A 19,820-nucleotide genomic window follows, 5' to 3' on the forward strand; every position below is an offset into this window, starting at 1 on the left:
GGCGCTCACAGGTTGTACTGCTTGCGCTTGCGATACAGGGTCGACGCGTCGATGCCCAGGGTTTTCGCCGCCTGATCCAGCGTGCCTGCCGTCGCCAGCACCGCGCCGATGTGGGCTTTTTCCAGTTCATCGAGGCTCAGCGCGGCGCCGACTCGAGGTGCGTTGTTCGCCGGCTGCTCGGCCATGCCGAGGTGGCTGATTTCCACGCGTTCCTGCGGGCAGATGATGCTCGCCCGCTCCACTACGTTGCGCAGCTCGCGGATATTGCCCGGCCAGCGATAACCCAGCAGCGCCTCTCGCGCTTCGTCACTGAAGCCTCGGGCCGGGCGTGCGTACTCTTTTACGAAGCGCGCGAGGAAGCGGTCCGCCAGGGTCAGGATGTCCTCGGCACGTTCGCGCAATGGCGGCAGATGCAGGGTGATCACGTTGAGGCGATACAGCAGGTCTTCACGGAAGCGCCCGTCGCGCACCATGTCTTCGAGATTAAGGTTGGTCGCGGCGAGAATCCGCACATCGGCACGACGGGTCACTGGATCCCCTACCCGCTCGTATTCCTTGTCCTGAATAAAACGCAGCAACTTGGGTTGCAAAGTCAGCGGAAAATCGCCGATCTCGTCGAGAAACAGCGTGCCACCGTCCGCCTGATTGACTCGACCAAGCGTACTTTCGCTGGCGCCGGTAAACGCACCGCGACTGTGACCGAACAGCTCGCTTTCCATCAACTCTGCGGTCAACGACGGGCAGTTGATGGTCACGCAGGATTTCTTCTCGCGCTTGCTCCACCCATGAATGGCCCGGGCCAGTTCCCCTTTACCCGTGCCGGATTCGCCGAGGATGAGGATGTTGGCGTCGGTACCGGCAACCTGCCGCGCAGTTTCCAGCACGACTTTCATCGCCGGGCTGTGAGAGTCGAGGCCGTCCTTGGGTTTGCGGATCTCGCCTTCGAGGGCTTCCAGACGCGCCGAGAGCTGGCGCACTTCCAGCTGCTTGGCGGTAGCCAGACGCAACTGGTCAGGGCTGCACGGTTTGACCAGATAGTCGGCGGCGCCCGCCTGGATCGCGTCCACCGCGGTATCGACCGCCGAATGCGCGGTGACAATCACCACCCGCATCCATGGCGCCTGAACGCGCATCTGCGCCAGTACATCGAGACCGTTGTCTTCACCCAGACGCAAATCAAGGAAGCACAGGTCGAATACCTGGCGTTGCAACAGTGCATCAGCCTGAGCCGCGCTGTTGGCGGTGGCCACCGTATAACCTTCGTCTTCGAGGCAGTAACGAAAGGTTCGCAGGATGGCGGACTCGTCGTCCACCAGCAGAATGCGGCCTTGATGCTCAGTGGCAGATTCCATTTTTCCTACGCTCCATAGTGATTGATCTTGGGTTAGTCCCGGAAAAATCGGGCAAGTTGCATGGTTGATTCTGAACGATGCGAGCCATGGGAGGGTAGCTCTCTCCTGCCTTGACGGCCAATCCGTTGATTTTGTTGAGTTTTTAAACAATCACCGATTTACAGAGGGTTCCCTGCGTACTTTTCTGACATCCGCGACGTGCTCTCAATTCCATAAGAATGAAATCTCCTACGAAATAATCATGCATTTCGCACGACCGTAGATGACCCATCGTGCAGGATGCGTCCGTCGCTGAATTTCACTCACTCACAAACCATTGATTTTATTGAATATTTTTCAAATAAAAAACTGGCATGCAGCCTGCAATACCTCATTCAGCCCGGGCAGATTCCACTGCCCCAACCGAATAAGAGTGAGGAACCCAGGATGACTCGCCAACGTGCCGCCCAAGTGCGTATCTCGCCACTGCATATCCAGCAAGGCCTGTTTGGCGTACTTGCGCTGTTGATCACCCTGATCGCCTGCCAGCAATACCTGAGCTGGGAAAACAGCCAGAAGCCTGAGCCACTGATCTCGATTCAACACAGCACGCAGACGCACTTCAGCGCTGTCAGCAGCAGTCAGGCAGAAAGCGCCTCGATGCGCATGATGGATGTCGATCAGCCACAGCCGCTGGATCAACAGCCACGTGAAGAGCGCTGGGTTTTCTGACGAACCGAAGAATTCAGGCGCATCGCGCCGGAACACGCAATATCCCTAAATAGAGAAGTAAGGAGAATCACCATGTTGAGCTGGGCAATTACATTCTTGATCATTGCCATCATCGCCGCCGTACTGGGCTTCGGTGGTATCGCGGGCACCGCCACGGGTATCGCCAAGATTCTCTTTGTCGTGTTCCTGGTGATGTTCATCGCTTCCTTCTTCTTTGGCCGTCGCGGCCGAGGTTAACGATGATTGCTTTGAAGACACTGGCAGCCGCCCTGCTTATGGGCGGTAGTGCCATGGCGATGGCGGCCAATGATGGCCAGGCGCGGGTCAACGAGCTGCTCAGCTCCGACCCGCAATACCGGGAAACCTGGCAAGGCGTTGTGAAGCACGAAGAACGCCTGCCGGAATGGGTGATGAACCTGTCCGGCACGCCAGACCAGCAGATGAATGCCGTGACTGAAGACGGCGACAAGTACTTGGTCGGCCCGCTCTGTGAATCCGCAGACAAGTGCCTCAACCACCGCTTGATCGTGGCCTTCAGCTTCGACAAGAAAGATGCATATGCCATGCTCGTGGATGTGCCCGAAGGACTGCCGGCCGACAAGTCGCCAACGCGACATGCCACCTACCGCTTCCTCGGCAAACCGGATGAAGGTATGCAGAACCTGCTGATGGAAACGCTGAAGAAAGATCCGAAGTGGTATTGATTCGAACATGAGGGCAGCGCCCCGCTGCCCTTTATTGCGCCTACCCGAGGAAGGCTGGCGCATGACCAAGGGGCCGGGACGTTCTGACTGTTGCAGGGTCGGAGTGACCTACGGGTACAGGGAGTGCCTGCGCGAGGGCCGGGTCAGGGTAAAAGCTGCGACGCAGGTTCGCCGACCCTCAGTGGTTCGACGGACTTGCGCTGAGCTTTATCCGATGCAAAAACATTGATCCAGAGCGTCCTGCTCATCTTTTTATGCCTCACACTGCGCGCGAAAACATTACGCGGTGTTTCCTGGCGACCGTATATCGAGAAAGAGTCCCTTTAAACAGTGGTACATCTAGTCTGCAAACGTAGGCTTTTTCTTAAGATTTCCGTCGAAATTTCTCGTTTAAAAAATAACCAATCTACGCTGCAATGGCCGGTTCACGGCACTTATGCCGGCTGAAATGTCGCAATCGAACCGGTTGGGACGCCAGTTTCAATTAAAAAAGCTCATGCCGATTCGGCATAGGGTAGGCGTTTACGGCATTAGACGGCGCAACCTTGCATCGGAATAGTTGCGCCTTTTTTCGCCTGCCGAAGAGCCGTAAATACGCGCTTCGGGGCACCTTATACGGAGGCAGATGCACAGACTTTTCCGCTGACAGAGCGTTCCAGTTCCTGCATGTGCCTGAGTCAAACGCAAGTAAGGGTAAAGATAATGAAGAAGGCAAAACTCAGCCTCGCCTGGCAGATCCTCATCGGTCTGGTTTTAGGGATTGCAATTGGTGCGTTGCTCAACCACTTCAGTGCCGAAAAAGCCTGGTGGATCAGCAACGTCCTGCAACCGGCAGGCGATATCTTTATCCGTCTGATCAAGATGATCGTGATCCCGATCGTCATCTCCTCCCTGATCGTCGGCATCGCCGGCGTGGGCGACGCCAAGAAACTCGGGCGTATCGGTCTGAAGACCATCATCTACTTCGAGATCGTCACCACCATCGCGATCATCGTCGGCCTGCTGCTGGCCAACCTGTTCCACCCGGGCGCCGGCATCGACATGAGCACCCTGGGCACGGTGGATATTTCCAAGTACCAGGCGACCGCCGCCGAAGTGCAGCATGAGCACGCGTTCATCGAGACTATCCTCAACCTGATCCCGTCGAACATCTTCGCGGCCATGGCCCGTGGCGAAATGCTGCCGATCATCTTCTTCTCCGTGCTGTTCGGTCTCGGTCTGTCGAGCCTGCAGTCGGACCTGCGCGAGCCGCTGGTGAAGATGTTCCAGGGCGTCTCGGAAAGCATGTTCAAAGTCACCCACATGATCATGAACTACGCGCCGATCGGCGTGTTCGCCCTGATCGCGGTGACCGTGGCCAACTTCGGCTTCGCCTCGCTGCTGCCGCTGGCCAAACTGGTGATCCTGGTTTACGTCGCCATCGCTTTCTTCGCCTTCGTGGTGCTGGGCCTGATCGCCAAGCTGTTCGGCTTCTCGGTGATCAAGCTGATGCGCATCTTCAAGGATGAGCTGGTCCTGGCTTACTCCACCGCCTCCTCGGAAACCGTACTGCCACGGGTGATCGAGAAGATGGAAGCCTACGGCGCACCGAAAGCCATCTGCAGCTTCGTGGTACCGACCGGCTATTCGTTCAACCTCGACGGTTCGACCCTGTACCAGTCGATCGCAGCAATCTTCATTGCCCAGCTGTACGGGATTGACCTGTCGATCAGCCAACAACTGCTGCTGGTGCTGACCCTGATGGTCACCTCCAAAGGCATCGCCGGCGTACCGGGCGTGTCCTTCGTGGTGCTGCTGGCGACGCTGGGCAGTGTGGGTATCCCGCTGGAAGGCCTGGCGTTCATCGCCGGTGTCGACCGCATCATGGACATGGCGCGTACCGCACTGAACGTGATCGGCAACGCCTTGGCAGTGCTGGTTATCGCGCGCTGGGAAGGCATGTACGACGACGCCAAAGGCGAGCGCTACTGGAACTCCCTGCCGCACTGGCGCAGCAAGGAAAAACTGCCGGCTGGCGAGATCTCCAAGAACTGATAGCTGAAACCTGTGGAGATCGGCTTTTTTGTGGGAGCGAGCCTGCTCGCGAAGGCGGTATGTCATTAAGCATTGATGGACTGACAGGACGCTTTCGCGAGCAGGCTCGCTCCCACAGGGGATTTGAGCCAAGCCACAAATGAGGCACACACGAACCCCGGAGCAATCCGGGGTTTGTCGTTTCTGGCGACCCCGCTATCATTCGCCGCATCTTCCGGGGGATTTGACTGATGCTTAATGGCCTGTGGCTTGGCTTCTTCGTCGTGGCGGCAATATCTGCGCTGGTGCAGTGGCTGGTCGGTGGCAACGCCGGGATTTTCGCGGCGATGGTGGAAAGCATTTTCGCCATGGCCAAACTCTCGGTCGAGGTGATGGTGCTGCTGTTCGGCACGCTGACCCTGTGGCTGGGCTTTCTGCGCATCGCCGAGAAGGCCGGGATCGTCGAGTGGCTGGCAAAGGTCCTCGGCCCGCTGTTCCTGCGGCTGATGCCGGAAGTCCCGGCCGGTCACCCGGCGCTCGGTCTGATTACCCTGAACTTCGCCGCCAACGGCCTGGGCCTGGACAACGCCGCCACGCCGATCGGCCTCAAGGCCATGAAGGCGCTGCAGGAGCTCAACCCCAGCGCGACCATCGCCAGCAACGCGCAGATCCTGTTCCTGGTGCTCAACGCCTCGTCGCTGACCCTGTTGCCGGTGACAATCTTCATGTACCGCGCCCAGCAAGGCGCACCAGACCCGACTCTGGTGTTTCTGCCGATTCTGCTGGCGACCAGTTGCTCGACCATCGTCGGCTTCCTCTCGGTGGCGTTCATGCAGCGCCTGCGCATCTGGGACCCGGTGGTGCTGGCCTATCTGATTCCCGGCGCACTGATCCTCGGCGGCTTCATGGCGCTGCTGGCGACGATGTCGGCCACGGCACTGGCCGGGCTGTCGTCGATCCTTGGCAATCTCACGCTGTTCGGCCTGATCATGCTGTTCCTGGTGATCGGCGCGTTACGCAAGGTCAAGGTCTACGAAGCGTTCGTCGAGGGCGCGAAGGAGGGCTTCGACGTCGCCAAGAACCTGCTGCCGTACCTGGTGGCGATGCTCTGCGCGATTGGCGTGCTGCGTGCCTCGGGCGCGCTGGACTTTGGTCTGGATGGCATTCGGCATCTGGTGCAGTGGGCCGGGTGGGATACGCGTTTTGTCGATGCGTTGCCGACGGCGATGGTCAAACCGTTTTCCGGCAGCGCCGCACGGGCGATGCTGATCGAGACCATGAAGACCTCCGGCGTCGACAGCTTCCCGTCACTGGTGGCGGCGACGATTCAGGGCAGCACCGAGACCACGTTCTATGTGCTGGCAGTGTATTTCGGCGCGGTGGGGATTCAGCGCGCAAGGCACGCCGTTGGATGCGCGCTACTGGCTGAATTGGCCGGCGTACTCGGCGCCATCGGCGTCTGCTACTGGTTCTTCGGTTAACCACGAATCCCCATTGTGGGAGCGGGCTTGCTCGCGAAAGCGGCGGGTCAGTCGACCTGTATATTGACTGACACACCGCCTTCGCGAGCAAGCCCGCTCCCACAGAGGTTATGTGTAAGGTTCAAGGTCTGGGTTGTTGGGCGAATTGCTGGCCTTGCTGAACAGCCCAGGCGACAACCTTGGCCGTCAGCCGATCACTGGCCTGTCCAAACCCGGCCACCACCGCTGGCACCTGCACATCGTTCAACGGCTGACGCTCTTCGAAGCGGCGGCTGGCGAGAATCTTCTGATCATAGCCGCGCACCAGCAGCGCATCGACGCGCACCACGACGCTGGCCTGATTGCCCTGATACTCGGTCTGAAACGCCTGCAAACTGCCGCCCAGTTCCAGATCCGCAGCGAAGTTGCTGTCATCGGTACTGAGCAGTGTCACCCGACCATCGCGGGCAAAGCCATCGAGCAGCCGATTACGCACCAGCACCGGCGCCGGATCGCTCCAGCGCGACGCCTTGTAGCTGCTGATCACGTCGCCCTGTGGAATCACCGCGATGTTCGGCCGGTTCAGCGCTTCGCTGGCCTGCAACTTGTTCAGGCGCAGCGACCAGTGCTGGGTCGCCGCCAAACTGGCTGAGGCGGGCGCTTGCGCGGCGGGCAGGCGATAGACGTCCGAAGGTTCAGCCTTGGGCAGGATCGAGCAGGCACTGGTCAAAGCGAGGCTGGCGAGGAGAGCGAAATGAATCAGCTTCATGGGGTGAATTCCTTGTTCTTGTCACTGCCCAGCAGGTAGCCGCTGGGGTTGGCCTCAAGGCGTTGCGAAATGCCGCGCAGCGAAGTCAGGGTTTCGCGCAGTTCGCGGATCGCCGGTGCCAGGCCATTGAGGCCCTGCATTCCGTTGTCGAGCGAGTTCTGGTTCTTGCTCAGCAGGCCGTTGATGGTGGCGCTGCTCTGTTCCAGCGACTTCATCGCCTGCTCGGCACTGCCCAGCGCCTGCTTGCCCTGATCGTTGAGCAGGCCGTTGGCGTTGCGCATCAGCGCCGAAGTTTGCTCAAGCATGCTGCCGGCCTGCTTGCCGACGCTCGCCAGTTGCTGCATGGCCTGGCGCAGGTCGCCGCGCTGATCGTTGATCGAACCGGTGGTCTGCTCCAGATGCGCCAGGGTGTTGCTGACGCGCTCGACGTTCTCCTGAGAAAACATCTGGTTGGCGTTGCTCAGCAGTGCGGTGATACCGGTCATCAGGTCGTTGCTGTCGTTGAGCAGCCGGGAAATAGGCGAGGGTGCCGCGACAATGGTCGGCAGCTCGCCGTCATGCCCACGCAGCTTCGGACTCTCCGGGGTGCCGCCGCTGAGCTGGATGATCGAGGTGCCAGTGATCCCGGCCAGTGCCAGTTTGGCCTGGGTGTCTTCCTTTACCGGGGTGTCCCCACCCAGACGAATCCGCGCCAGCACTCGGCGTGGGTCTTTCGGGTCGAGACGCAGGTTGACCACGTCACCGACCTTGATCCCGCTGTACTGCACGGGGCTGCCCTTGGACAGGCCGCTGACCGCCTCGTTGAAGACCACTTCATAATCCTTGAACTCGCTGTCGACGCTGGACTTGGCCAGCCACAGGCCGAAGAGCAGGGCGCCTGCCACGACAATCACTGAGAACAGGCCGATCAACACATGATGGGCTCGGGTTTCCATGTCAGACCTCGTTGAGCAATTTGGCGGCGTCCAGCGCCGAGCGGCCACGCGGGCCGTGGAAGTATTCGTGAATCCACGCGTCGTCGGTTTCCGAAACCACATCGATAGGGCCGGCCACCAGCACTTTCTTCTGCGCCAGCACCGCCACACGGTCGGTGATGGTGTAGAGCGTGTCGAGGTCGTGGGTCACCAGAAACACGCTCAGGCCCAGCGCATCGCGCAGGGTCAGGATCAGTTGATCGAACTGCGCCGCGCCAATCGGATCGAGGCCGGCGGTGGGTTCGTCGAGAAACAGGATGTCCGGGTCCAGCGCCAGAGCCCGGGCCAGCGCAGCGCGCTTGATCATCCCGCCGGACAGCGACGCCGGGTATTTGTCCGCCGCCGACAGCGGCAGCCCGGCCAGTGCCAGCTTCACCGCCGCCAGATGCTCGGCGTCGTGGCGGCTCAGGCCGGCGTGTTCGATCAGCGGCAGGGCGACGTTTTCGGTCACCGTCAGCGAGGAGAACAGCGCGCCTTTCTGGAACAGAACACCAAAGCGCCGCTCGACCAGCGAACGCTCATGCTCGGACAGGCTCGGCAGGTTTTGCCCGAACACCTTCACGTTGCCTTCGCTGGGCCGACGCAGACCGACAATGCTGCGCAACAGCACCGATTTACCGCTGCCGGAGCCGCCGACCACGGCGAGGATTTCACCTTTGTACAAATCCAGATCGAGATTCTCGTGCACGCTCTGGCTACCAAAGCGATTGCACAGGCCACGGACTTCGATCACCGCCTCCGAGGGCGCGCGGGGTAGACGACTCACCAGCCCATCTCCATGAAGAACAGCGCAGCCACCGCATCGAGCACGATCACCACGAAAATCGACTGCACCACGGCTGACGTGGTGTGCGCACCGACCGATTCGGCGCTGCCGCTGACCTTGAAGCCTTCCAGGCAACCGATCGTGGCGATCAGGAAGGCAAAGATCGGCGCTTTCACCAGGCCGACCAGAAAGTGCTGAATACCGATGTCGCTCTGCAGCAGCGAGAGAAACATCGCCGGCGAAATCCCCAGCGACACCGCGCACACCACGCCACCGCCGATGATCCCGCAGAGCATCGCCAGAAACGTCAGCATCGGCAGCGCCACCAGCATCGCCAACACGCGCGGCACCACCAGCAGCTCCATCGGGTCGAGGCCGAGGGTGCGGATCGCGTCGATCTCCTCGTTGGCCTTCATCGAACCGATCTGCGCGGTGAACGCGCTGGCGGTGCGCCCGGCCATCAGGATCGCCGTGAGCAACACGCCGAACTCACGCAGGAAAGAGAAGCCCACCAGGTCCACGGTAAAGATCGTCGCGCCGAAACTGGCCAGCACCGTGGCGCCGAGAAATGCCACCACCGCGCCGACCAGAAAAGTCAGCAGCGCCACGATCGGCGCGGCGTCGAGGCCGGTCTGTTCGATGTGGGCGACGACGGGGGTGATGCGCCAGCGCTTGGGGCGCAACAGGTTGCGGGCGATGGTTTCGAGGATCAGGCCGATGAAACCCAGCACTTGCAGGGTGTCCTGCCAGACCGTTTCCACGGCGCGCCCGATGCGGGTCAGCAGTTGCACGCTGACACTGACTTCCGGCTCTTTGACCGGCACACAGAAATCAGTCAGCGAGCGATACACAGTCTGCAGCAGCGCGCGGTCAGCCTGGGAAATCGTGCAGTCGGGGTGTTCGGCGGATTTGCCCAGACGCTCGGAACCGAGCAGCTCCACCAGCAACGAAGCGCCCGCAGTGTCGAGCGCACCGAGGCTGTTGAGGTCGACCACGGTATTGGCGTCGTACTGGCCGGTCAGTTTTTCGGTCAGGTGCTTGAGGTCGGCGTAATGGGCAAGCGTCCAGTCCCCGGAAACCCGCAGGCGGGCAGGGCTGATTGACGTGTCCAGTTGGGCATTACCGCTCATTGCGCTGCTGATCATAAGCTCCGTGCTTGTCCGGCTATTAAGCGAACTAACGTAATAGCACGAACCGGATTACTTTTCTTTGATCGCTGTGCTGTCTGTCACTTCGAAACGCAACACGCCGATCACCTGACCATCTTCAGTCAGCACCCGCACCTGCCACTTGCCCGCCGGGTTGCCGGGGAAGTTCTGCTTGTGCGTCCACGCCCGGTAACCCTCCTTACGCCCGCCGTGGATATCGAGAGCGATGCGGTCGACCTCTTTGCCGTCGAACTGCCACACGTGGTAGATCCGCTCATCCAGCCCGCGCGGCGCGTTGATTGCGGTGTAGGCGTAGAGACCGCCGTTGCGGATCTGCTCGGCGCTGACCTGTTCGAGGCTGTCGCCCGGGGTGCGATCCTGCAACTGGGTGCTGATCGCCACGTCGGTCATCCACAGCGTCGCCGGCGGCACCCACGAGCGCAGCGTCCAGCCGACCGCGCCAATGCCGAAGGTGATGCACAGAATGGCCAACGCGTTGCGCACGGTGCGGATCGGGAAGATCGACGCCAGACTCGGGAACGACAACACCACCGCCGTGCCCAGCGCCCATTTGAAACTCTGCGCGGTGGTCAGGTGCATGATCACCGGCAGCGCGGTGAGCAGGGCGGCGAACAGGGTCAGGGTGTGCAACGCGAGAAAAGCCCAGCGCCGTGGCGCCAGCCATTTGTAATAGAGCGGATCGACAATCGAGATCAGCGCGGCGATGCACAGCAGGCCGGTGAAGATCAGTTGACCGCTGTTCCAGGTGGTGGTGATGAAGAAGAACGGCAGGACGAAAAACAGGCTTTCCTGATGGATCATCTGCGTCGCGTAACGCAGCAGCGGCTGGGGGATCTCCCGCTTGAAGATGCGCGTGAACAGGCCGGTCAGGGTGTTTTCCAGCATCAGCCAGATCCAGCTCAGCAGCATGATGATGGTGATCCAGCTCGCCAGTCCCTGTTGGCGATCGACCAGAATGAAACTGCCGACCCCGGAGATGAAACCGCCAAGCGCAATCACCCCGGGATAGCGCTTCATCAGCTCGAGAATGCGCTGGATCAGGAGGGGGATTTTCTGCATGGTGGCGGTTCACGACTGGATAGGGAAAAACCTCGACAGAGTACCGTCCGCCGGGCAACGTGGCGAGGCTCCCGGTCAGTAAAATCAGCACGGATCCCTGTGGGAGCGGGCTTGCTCGCGAAGGGGCCGTGTCAGTCGACATCATTGCTGAATGACACACCGCATTCGCGAGCAAGCCCGCTCCCACAGGTTCAGTGTTTGGCTGGCTTACGGCGGTGCAAGCGCCAACCCACCAGGATGAGCAGCACGACGCCCAATCCACCCGCCACCAGCCACAACACTTGATCATCACTAAGCAACGGTTTCTCGATCCGCAGATATCCCGGTTGCAGCAGCAACTCGCGCATGGCCTTGTTTGCCGTTTCCAGGGTCACGCCTTGCAGCTCGCGGGCCGGGTTGGCAAAGCGCCCGTCCTCGTAATCGCCCAGCGCGCTCCAGTAGTAATCCGCCATGGCACTGTTGCCCTGTACCGCCCAGGCCTGATGGGCGATGGCGGCTTGTTTGATCCGGGCGAAGGTGTCCGGGTCGAGGCCGTTTTTCAGCAGGTCGGCCTTGAGGTCTTCCAGCACCTGTTGGGCTTCGGCGAGGTCATCGCGATCCACGTCAGCGTTGAGGCTCATGAAGCCGACCCCGCCAAACACTTCGCGCTCGGCCCATGGCCCGTAGGACAGGCCGTGATTCAGGCGAATCTGCCGGTACAGCGCCCAGTCGAGGTAGTCCTTGAGGATGTCGAAGGTCTCGTCGTACTGATCGTCGAGCATCGGCTCCGGCACCAGCCAGTGCAACTTGGCGCTGTCGCCGATGAAGCCACGGGTGAGGGTGCGTTCATGGGCGGCGCTGGTGCGGATGTCCGGCAGCTCACGGTGCTCCGCCGGGTCCACCGCTTCGAGCGCGCCCCAGGTGCGTTCCAGATAGGCCGGCAGCAGTTTGTCGAGCTCACCGACGACGATCAGGGTCATGTTGTTCGGCGCGTACCAGGTCTTGCGCACCTTCTCCAGTTGCTTCTGGGTCAGGTGACCGACCTCGGCCCGTTGCGGGCATTTCAGGCCAAGCTCAACCGCCAGTTGATTGCTCGCGGTGTGGCCCAGATCCTGACGGTCGAGAAAGCGTTGCAGGCGGGTGTAGTGGCCGCCGTCCTCGCGCTCGACTACGCGCTTGGCAGCGTTGATCGCGTTGTCGTCGATGCGGGTCTGGGTCAAAAGGTCGAGCAACAGGTCGAGGACCTTGCGCTGATTCTTTGCCGGGGCTTCGATGACGAACGTGGTGTCGGCGTTGCTGGTGAACGCGTTCCACTCACCGCCCAGCGCCTGCATGCGCTCCTCGAGGCCGCCTTCGCCGGTGGCATCGACGCCGCTGAACAGCAGGTGCTCAAGCAGATGCGGCAGCTCTTTTTCATCGCAGTCGAAATCGTCGAGACCGACGCCCACCACCAGACGAATCGCCACATGCCCGCGCTCGGTGCCGGGCTTGAGCAACAGCTGCAAACCGTTGGGCAGCGCATAGCCTTCGACCTGAAAGCGATCAACGGCGAAGGCGGGCAGGGAACCGAGCAACAGACAGGCGAACAACAGGCAACGCATAACAGGCTTCCATACGGCTGATTTGGAGATCCGTGTCGCTATTCAGGCCGCTTTCGCGAGCAGGCTCGCTCCCACCTTGAAATTCATTCCCTGTGGGAGCGAGCCTGCTCGCGAATATCTTGCGGCTGAATCAATGTTACTGACTGACCCCAGCCCCAGACGTTCCAGGCGAATGCGTAATGTCGGCAATATCATCCGCTTCCAGCGCCCCGGTATCCGCCGTTTCCAGCACCACGTAAGCACTGCTGCAAAACAGCGAATTCAAGCGCTTCATATCCGCAATCAGCTCCAGATGCAGCGAACTGGTTTCCAGACTCTGCACGATCTTACGTTGCAAACGGCTGACATGGGCATGGGCCAGACGCCGTTCCTGTGCGCGAAAGCGACGTTTCTCGCGCAACAGCTGACGGGCGCTTTCCTTGTCGCCGCTGAGGAACACTGACAGGCCCAGGCGCAGGTTGGCGATCAGTTGCTGATGCAGCCCGGCCAGGTCCTCCAGGCCTTCTTCGGAAAACGACCGACGCTGCGAAGTCTTCTGCTGTTGCACTTTGCGCAGCATGCGTTCGATCAGGTCGCTGGCCAGTTTCAGGTTGATCGCCAGCTCGATGGTCTCAGCCCAGCGCCGACTGTCCTGTTCGCCGAGATCCTCGCGGGGCATTTGCGCCAGATACAACTTGATCGCGCTGTACAGCGCTTCGACGTCATCGGTCAGTCGGCGCATTTCCTGGGTGATGGCGGTCTGCTTGCCACGCAGTACATCGAGCATCGCGTCGAGCATGTTGTCGATCAGGTCGCCCATGCGCAGGGTCTCGCGGGCGGCGTTGGCCAGCGCCAGGCTCGGGGTGACCAGCGCCGTCGCATCGAGATGCCGCGGCTTGGCGGTGCCGTTGACCTCCGGGCGCTCCGGCAGCAGCCAGGCGCACAGGCGTGCCATAGGCGCGACGCTGGGCAGCAGGATCAGGCAGCGCGCGGTGTTGTAGAGCAAGTGGAAGCCGATGACCATTTCCTGCGGGCTGAAATCCAGGCCGTCCATCCAGTGCACCAGCGGGTCAAGCACCGGGATGATCAGCAGCAGGCCGATCAGTTTGTACAGCAGGCTGCCCAGCGCCACTTGCCGCCCGGCCGCGTTCTGCATGCTGGTGCTCATGAACGCCAGCACGCCGCTGCCGATGTTGGCGCCGATCACCAGACCGATCGCCACCGGCAGGCTGATCACGCTGGCACCGGCCAGCGTCGCGGTCAGGAGCACGGCGGCGAGGCTGGAATAGGAAATCATCGCGAACAACGCACCAACCAGGGCGTCGAGGAGGATGTCGCCGGTCAGCGAAGCAAAGATCACCTTCACACCTTGGGCGTGGGTAATCGGTGCGGCGGCCTCCACGATCAGTTGCAGCGCGAGAATGATCAGCCCCAGACCAATGCTGACCCGGCCCATCTGCCCGAGCCGCGTCTGTTTGCGCGACAGAAAGAAAATCACCCCGAGGAAAATCAGCAGCGGCGACAGCCACGACAGGTCGAACGTCAGCACCCGCGCCATCAGCGCCGTACCGACGTCGGCGCCAAGCATGGTCGCCAGCGCCGGGGTCAGCGCCATCAGGCCCTGACCGACGAAGGAGGTGACGAGCATGGCCGTGGCGTTGCTGCTCTGCACCATCGCAGTCACGACGATGCCGGCGACGAACGCGAGCCAGCGTTTGGACATGTTCTGGCCGATCACATGGCGCAGATTGGTGCCGTACACCCGCAGGATGCCGGTTCGGACGATGTGCGTGCCCCAGATCAGCAGGGCCACGGCAGAAAGCAGATTGAGCAGGGTGAGCATGCAGACCCCCTGTAGTAGCAGCGCCCCAGAGGGGCAAGTTGACGGTACCGCGCGGTTTCTACGTTTTGATACTTAAGCTGTAGTTGGCTAACGGACTGGGCGCCAGCATTGCACAGCTAAAGTGCGGATTGAAACAAAAGTGTCATGAAAATGGCCTTATCCACCTGACTTGAAAACCCCGATTTCCCTGTGGGAGCGGGCTTGCTCGCGAAAGCGGTGGGCCAGTCAACATTTCTATTGACTGATACGACGCCTTCGCGAGCAAGCCCGCTCCCACAGGTTTTTATGACAGAGCTTGAGGGGATTAAACGCAGCGAACTGGCGGTGAACCGGGTGCTGCACAACCTCGTCCCCCCGCCTGAATGCAGAAACAACTGTGGGAGCGGGCTTGCTCGCGAAAGCGCTGGGTCAGCCAACATCATCGTCGACTGACACGCCGCCTTCGCGAGCAAGCCCGCTCCCACAAGGGGTGTTGCGTGATTCAGGACTACCGGGTTATTGCCCCGGAACATCCTTGCGCAGTTTCACCGGATCCTGCTGCTGTTTCTTCCGGGCCATCGCGCCGCGCAGTTTGATGTTGATCGCTTCCACCGCCAGCGAGAACGCCATGGCGAAGTAGACGTAACCTTTCGGCACATGCACGTCGAACGACTCGGCGATCAGTACGGTACCGACCACCAGCAGGAACGACAGCGCCAGCATCTTCAGCGACGGGTGCTTGTCGATGAACTCGCTGATCTTGCCCGAGGCCGCCATCATCACCAGCACGGCGACGACGATTGCCGCGACCATCACCGGCACATGGGAGACCATGCCGACGGCGGTGATTACCGAGTCCAGCGAGAACACGATGTCGATGATCGCGATCTGAATGATGGTGTAAAGGAAGTTGCCGCCCTTGCCCGAAGGCTCGTCGCCGCTTTCGTCTTCGCCTTCCAGCGCGTGGTACATCTCCTGCGAGCTCTTCCACAGCAGGAACAGGCCACCGAAGAACAGGATCAGGTCGCGACCGGAAATGCCCTGGCCGAACACCACGAACAGGTCGGCGGTGAGGCGCATGACCCAGGTGATCGACAGCAGCAACAGGATCCGCGTGATCATCGCCAGGCCCAGGCCGAAGATCCGCGTGCGTTGCTGCATGTGCTTGGGCATGCGGCTGACCAGGATCGAAATCATGATGATGTTATCGATGCCCAGAACGATTTCCAGGGCGGTCAGGGTAAAGAAGGCAACCCAGATTTCGGGGTTGGTCAGCCAATCCATGTGTATTCCTTTGAGCGAGTGTTAAACCATGACGCCAGCAAGCAGCTGGCGTCATGGTGAGTGAATGCCGTTACAACGTGCTGAACAGCGGGAACGTCCCCAGCAGCAAGGCGGCCACCAGTATGCACAGGCAGACCAGCACTGCCCACTTCAGGGTGAAACGCTGGTGGTCACCGAACTCGATACCGGCCAGCGCCACCAGCAGGTACGTCGACGGCACCAGCGGGCTGAGCAAGTGGACGGGCTGACCGACGATCGAGGCACGGGCCATTTCCACTGCGGTGATGCCGTAATGGCTGGCCGCTTCGGAGAGCACCGGCAACACGCCGTAGTAGAACGCGTCGTTCGACATGAAGAATGTGAACGGCATGCTCACCAGCGCCGTGATCACCGCCAGGTACGGGCCGAGGAAGTCCGGAATCACTGCCAGCAGACTTTTCGACATGGCGTCGACCATGCCGGTTCCGGACAGGATACCGGTGAAGATACCCGCAGCGAAAATCAGACTGACCACCGACAGCACGCTGCCGGCGTGGGCCGCAATGCGGTCCTTCTGCATTTGCAGGCACGGGTAGTTGACGATCATCGCGATGCTGAACGCCACCATGAACAACACCGGCAGCGGCAGCAGGCCGGCGATCAGGGTGCACATCAGCGCCAGGGTCAGCAGGCCGTTGAACCAGATCAGCTTCGGACGGCGGGCATCGGGGAACTGCGAGACGCTGATTTCACTGTGATCAATCTCGTCGCCGATCAGGTGCAGCTCGCCCAGACGCGCACGCTCACGTTTGCCGTAGAAGTAGGCAATGATCAGGATCGCCACCACACCGGCGGCCATCGCCGGGATCATTGGTACGAAGATGTCCGACGGGTCGACATGCAGCGCACTGGCGGCACGGGCGGTTGGGCCACCCCACGGGGTCATGTTCATCACGCCACCGGCGAGGATGATCAGACCGGCCATGATCCGCGGGCTCATGCCGATGCGGCTGTACAGCGGCAGCATGGCGGCCACGCAGATCATGTAAGTGGTCGCGCCGTCTCCATCAAGGGAAACGACGAGCGCCAGCACGGCGGTACCGACCGAAACTTTCAGCGGGTCGCCCTTGACCAGTTTGAGGATCTTGCGCACGGCCGGGTCGAACAGGCCGGAGTCGATCATCAGGGCGAAGTACAGAATGGCGAACATCAGCATCACGCCGGTCGGCGCAAGCTTGGTAATGCCTTCGAGCATCATCGGGCCGATCTTCGGCGCGAAACCACCGAACAGGGCGAACAGGATCGGGATGATGATCAGGGCGATCAGCGCAGACAGGCGCTTGGTCATGATCAGGAACATGAACGTGATGACCATGGCGAAGCCAAGGAAAGTCAGCATGGGATTACTCCAGGCGTAGCGCGGCTAATTGAGTGAGCGGATCGGAAGGGATCAGCGCAGAACGGGAAGCACGAGACGTACGGGCGGAGTTTCAGCGAGAAGGCGGGCTACAGAGGACATCAGAATCACCATTGTTGTTGTTAATTGGGCCTGACATGCGAGCGATCACACGCGTTGGCCAACCGGTCTGTTGCCGGTAGTGGCGGCGATCCTAATCGGGCAACCTTTCAGCTACCTTTCGCTGACGAAAGCTTCAGGCGAATGGCCAACCGGCTGTCGGATGCGGCTAGAGTCAATCATTTCGGGGACGGGAGGGCACGGACATGGAAGAAGTGCACAGTGGTGGCTGCCACTGCGGACAGATTCGCTATCAGTTCAGCGGGCCGTTGCACGACATTGCCCACTGCCACTGCTCGATCTGCCGCAAAGTCAGCGGTGGGATTGTCACCACGTGGATTACCGTGGCGGCGGCCAGCTTCCAGTGGCTGAGCGGCACGCCATCGCGCTATGACTCGTCGAGCAGTTGCGCGCGGTATTTCTGTTCGCACTGTGGCGCGCAACTGGCGCTGGCGACATTGCTCAGCCCTGAGAGCATTGATGTGACCATCGCCACGCTGGATCACCCGGAGCGGGCGCCGGCCGAGCGGCATATCTGGACCGACAGCCAATTGCCCTGGCTGCATCTGGACGAGCATCTGCCGGGCGAGCCTGAAGAAACGCTTTGATCAGAAAATAGACAGATCCAGCGGACGTATCGCGCCCATCCAGATCGCATGCTCGGTGTGATCGAGCAAGTCATCGCCAGTGTCGGGGTGCAAAAACACCACCAGCCCCTTGCGATTGAGCGCCAGCCACGGCAACACCTCACCGATCAGCTCCGGGCCGAAAGCCAACTGGCAGCTCCAGTCTGGATGCGGGCCGACCGGGCGCTCATGGACGCGCCCCATCTTCAGAGGAAACAACTGCGCCGCCTGTTCACACAAAGCGCGCGCCTGATCAATTGAGTCAGCGTCGAAATAGACGTGGGCGTGATAGCCATTGATTGCGTGCATCTGAAAGCCTCTGAATCGGTTCGAACCCTCGGCGCAGGCTGCGTGTCACACGCCATACGAGGGACAACAAAAAGGAATCAGCCATGAAAAATGCCGAAACCCCGACGGTGAAAGTGGTGCTCTATGGTGCCATGGCCAGCCTGGGCGGTGCGTTGATGGCTGAATTGCTGCGACGGCAGCACGAAGTCATCGCGATTCTCGACGATTTGAACGTACTCGCACCACGTCCGGGCCTGCGCACCAAAAGCGGCGATCTGTTCGATGCCGAGCGGGTCAAGCAGAGCGTAGCGGGCAGCTCGGCAGTGATCTGCTTGTTGGACGCACCGGGTCTGCCGTTCAACAGCGACCATGTGGAAAGGTCCGTGGTGCTCGGCCCGGTGGAACAGGTTTTAGCGGTCGATGCGCTAGTCGACGGCTTGCAAGCGGCCAACGTGTCACGGTTGTTCCTGGTGGGGAATTTTGCCGTGCTCGACGAGCCAGATCTGGACGACGGGCTGCAACGCCACGCCGCCGAAGAAATCCGTGAAGCCCTGCAAAGCAGCCCATTGCAGTGGACGCTGGTGAATGCGCCGCACGGGGTGGCGGGGCTGACCATTGAGCATTTCAGTCAGGTGGGCGGCAATCTGGAGCCGGGGCTGGCGGAGCCGCTGGAACGGCTGAACCGGGTCGCGGTGGGGATTGCCGATGAGCTGCGGTTGAATCTGCATGTGGGGCAGCATGTGAATTTTGTCGCCGCAACTGGCTGAGGCTTCAAACCGCAATCGACGGCAATGCCACTCCGGCGAGGGACTCGGCACTGCTCGCCTGCTCGGCCATCAACCAGTCGACAAACTGTTGAATCAACGCCCCCCGGCGTTTGCGTTGCGGCAACACCACGTAATAACCCAGGCGCGACAACGTGGTCTCGGCGACAGGCCGACAGAGCAAGCCCTGGGTCAGCAAGTTATCCACAAGGTGCCGCCAGCCGATGGCCACACCCTGGCCGCCAATCGCCGCTTGAATCAGCAGCGTGTAATTGTCGAAACGCAATTGCCCCGGCGCCGGCGGCGTGTTGATGCCCAGTTCGCGAAACAGACCGCTCCAGTCAAACCAGTTGCTGCTGTTTTCCCCGCGCAAGTGCAGCAATGGAAACTCCAGCAACGTCTGAGCAGGCAAGGGCAGGGTGCGGCCCTTGAGCAGTTGCGGGCTGCACACTGGAAACACTTCTTCGCTGAACAGCCAATGGCTCTCGCCCTGTTTAAATCGGCCGTCACCAAACAGCACCGCCACGTCGATGTCGGTGCGTAGCATGTTGTGGTTGCGCTCGCTGGTGACCAGGCTGACATCGACGTTCGGGTTGGCTTCATGAAAGCGGTGCAGGCGCGGCATCAGCCAGTAGGCGGCGAAAGCGAAATCGGTGGCGACTTGCAATACTTCATGTTGCTGTTGCGTACTGATCGCGCTCAACCCTGCGTCGATATGCTGCAAACCGAGCTTAATCTGCTCGAAAAGAATCGCCCCGCCCTCGGTCAGTTCAATGCCGCGGTATATCCGGTCAAACAGCCGTGCGCCCAGTTGTTCTTCCAGACGCTTGATCTGCTGGCTGATCGCCGGTTGCGTGGTGCCCAGCTCCACCGCGGCGGCGGTAAAGCTGCGATGGCGCGCCGCCGCTTCGAAGGCGCGTAACAGGTCGAGGGACAGATTGCCGAGGGCATCATACATAAGCTGTGCTTATCCTAGTCATTGTCCGGCGCGGGCTTTACCGGACA

19 protein-coding genes are annotated in these 19,820 nt (G+C 60.8%); 7 read left to right on the forward strand and 12 right to left on the reverse strand.

What is annotated here, in order from left to right; translation table 11 throughout:
• Positions 1 to 5: 5 nt before the first annotated feature.
• On the reverse strand, positions 6 to 1,352 hold the full coding sequence (gene algB / locus CRO59_RS25670) for a sigma-54-dependent response regulator transcription factor AlgB (protein ID WP_027610247.1): 1,347 nt from the start codon (positions 1,350 to 1,352) through the stop codon (positions 6 to 8).
• Positions 1,353 to 1,778: 426 nt separating this feature from the next.
• On the opposite strand from algB, the gene CRO59_RS25675 reads away from it, so the two are divergent.
• The 5 genes from CRO59_RS25675 (at position 1,779) to CRO59_RS25700 (ending at position 6,261) form a co-directional block, all read left to right on the forward strand.
• On the forward strand, positions 1,779 to 2,063 hold the full coding sequence (locus CRO59_RS25675) for a hypothetical protein (protein ID WP_096797611.1): 285 nt from the start codon (positions 1,779 to 1,781) through the stop codon (positions 2,061 to 2,063).
• A 72-nt stretch (positions 2,064 to 2,135) separates the two neighbouring features.
• Complete coding sequence (locus CRO59_RS25680; RefSeq protein ID WP_003177151.1) at positions 2,136 to 2,300, forward strand: DUF1328 domain-containing protein; 165 nt, start codon at positions 2,136 to 2,138, stop codon at positions 2,298 to 2,300.
• A 2-nt stretch (positions 2,301 to 2,302) separates the two neighbouring features.
• Positions 2,303 to 2,767, forward strand: a complete 465-nt coding sequence (locus CRO59_RS25685; protein ID WP_096797612.1) for an inhibitor of vertebrate lysozyme family protein — start codon at positions 2,303 to 2,305, stop codon at positions 2,765 to 2,767.
• Positions 2,768 to 3,469: 702 nt separating this feature from the next.
• The gene (gltP, locus tag CRO59_RS25695) at positions 3,470 to 4,801 is read left to right on the forward strand and encodes a glutamate/aspartate:proton symporter GltP (RefSeq protein ID WP_096797613.1); all 1,332 of its coding nucleotides are present in this window, start codon (positions 3,470 to 3,472) and stop codon (positions 4,799 to 4,801) included.
• A 230-nt stretch (positions 4,802 to 5,031) separates the two neighbouring features.
• Positions 5,032 to 6,261, forward strand: a complete 1,230-nt coding sequence (locus CRO59_RS25700) for a nucleoside recognition domain-containing protein (RefSeq protein ID WP_025112290.1) — start codon at positions 5,032 to 5,034, stop codon at positions 6,259 to 6,261.
• Between the two features lie 121 nt (positions 6,262 to 6,382).
• On the opposite strand, the gene CRO59_RS25705 is transcribed toward CRO59_RS25700, so the two are convergent.
• From CRO59_RS25705 to CRO59_RS25755, 9 genes are all read right to left on the reverse strand, one after another.
• A complete protein-coding gene (locus tag CRO59_RS25705) occupies positions 6,383 to 7,009 on the reverse strand; it encodes an ABC-type transport auxiliary lipoprotein family protein (protein WP_097090205.1) in 627 nt (208 codons plus the stop codon).
• Positions 7,006 to 7,944, reverse strand: a complete 939-nt coding sequence (locus tag CRO59_RS25710; protein ID WP_097090206.1) for an MlaD family protein — start codon at positions 7,942 to 7,944, stop codon at positions 7,006 to 7,008. The genes CRO59_RS25705 and CRO59_RS25710 overlap by 4 nt, the downstream gene beginning before the upstream one ends.
• 1 nt (position 7,945) lies before the next feature.
• A complete protein-coding gene (locus CRO59_RS25715; protein WP_095139754.1) occupies positions 7,946 to 8,749 on the reverse strand; it encodes an ABC transporter ATP-binding protein in 804 nt (267 codons plus the stop codon).
• Positions 8,746 to 9,894, reverse strand: coding sequence for an ABC transporter permease (locus CRO59_RS25720; RefSeq protein WP_097090207.1), 1,149 nt, complete (start codon positions 9,892 to 9,894; stop codon positions 8,746 to 8,748). The genes CRO59_RS25715 and CRO59_RS25720 overlap by 4 nt, the downstream gene beginning before the upstream one ends.
• Positions 9,895 to 9,948: 54 nt before the next feature.
• A complete protein-coding gene (locus CRO59_RS25725) occupies positions 9,949 to 10,977 on the reverse strand; it encodes a DUF5924 family protein (RefSeq protein ID WP_096797617.1) in 1,029 nt (342 codons plus the stop codon).
• A 191-nt stretch (positions 10,978 to 11,168) separates the two neighbouring features.
• Entirely contained in the window at positions 11,169 to 12,557 is a 1,389-nt protein-coding gene (locus CRO59_RS25735; RefSeq protein WP_097090208.1) for a pitrilysin family protein, read from the reverse strand.
• A 136-nt stretch (positions 12,558 to 12,693) separates the two neighbouring features.
• Positions 12,694 to 14,379, reverse strand: coding sequence for a Na/Pi cotransporter family protein (locus tag CRO59_RS25740; RefSeq protein ID WP_097090209.1), 1,686 nt, complete (start codon positions 14,377 to 14,379; stop codon positions 12,694 to 12,696).
• Positions 14,380 to 14,874: 495 nt separating this feature from the next.
• On the reverse strand, positions 14,875 to 15,642 hold the full coding sequence (locus CRO59_RS25750; RefSeq protein WP_027610258.1) for a TerC family protein: 768 nt from the start codon (positions 15,640 to 15,642) through the stop codon (positions 14,875 to 14,877).
• Between the two features lie 70 nt (positions 15,643 to 15,712).
• Positions 15,713 to 17,020 (reverse strand): CitMHS family transporter, encoded by a 1,308-nt coding sequence (locus tag CRO59_RS25755; protein ID WP_097090210.1) that lies wholly within the window; start codon positions 17,018 to 17,020, stop codon positions 15,713 to 15,715.
• A gap of 323 nt (positions 17,021 to 17,343) precedes the next feature.
• On the opposite strand from CRO59_RS25755, the gene CRO59_RS25760 reads away from it, so the two are divergent.
• On the forward strand, positions 17,344 to 17,745 hold the full coding sequence (locus CRO59_RS25760) for a GFA family protein (RefSeq protein WP_097090211.1): 402 nt from the start codon (positions 17,344 to 17,346) through the stop codon (positions 17,743 to 17,745).
• Here the strand turns inward: CRO59_RS25760 and CRO59_RS25765 are convergent, their stop codons facing one another.
• Complete coding sequence (locus CRO59_RS25765; protein ID WP_096797621.1) at positions 17,746 to 18,072, reverse strand: DOPA 4,5-dioxygenase family protein; 327 nt, start codon at positions 18,070 to 18,072, stop codon at positions 17,746 to 17,748. It abuts the gene before it with no gap.
• Positions 18,073 to 18,155: 83 nt separating this feature from the next.
• Here CRO59_RS25765 and CRO59_RS25770 point away from each other — a divergent pair, with 83 nt between their 5' ends.
• Positions 18,156 to 18,818: an NAD(P)-dependent oxidoreductase gene (locus CRO59_RS25770; RefSeq protein WP_097090212.1), complete on the forward strand. Its 663-nt coding sequence runs from the start codon at positions 18,156 to 18,158 to the stop codon at positions 18,816 to 18,818.
• Between the two features lie 4 nt (positions 18,819 to 18,822).
• Here CRO59_RS25770 and CRO59_RS25775 read toward each other — a convergent pair whose 3' ends face one another.
• Positions 18,823 to 19,773, reverse strand: coding sequence for a LysR family transcriptional regulator (locus CRO59_RS25775; RefSeq protein WP_097090213.1), 951 nt, complete (start codon positions 19,771 to 19,773; stop codon positions 18,823 to 18,825).
• Positions 19,774 to 19,820 lie beyond the last annotated feature (47 nt).

The organism is Pseudomonas sp. LAMO17WK12:I5 (genome assembly GCF_900215165.1).
In the GTDB taxonomy this organism is placed as follows: domain Bacteria; phylum Pseudomonadota; class Gammaproteobacteria; order Pseudomonadales; family Pseudomonadaceae; genus Aquipseudomonas; species Aquipseudomonas putida_A.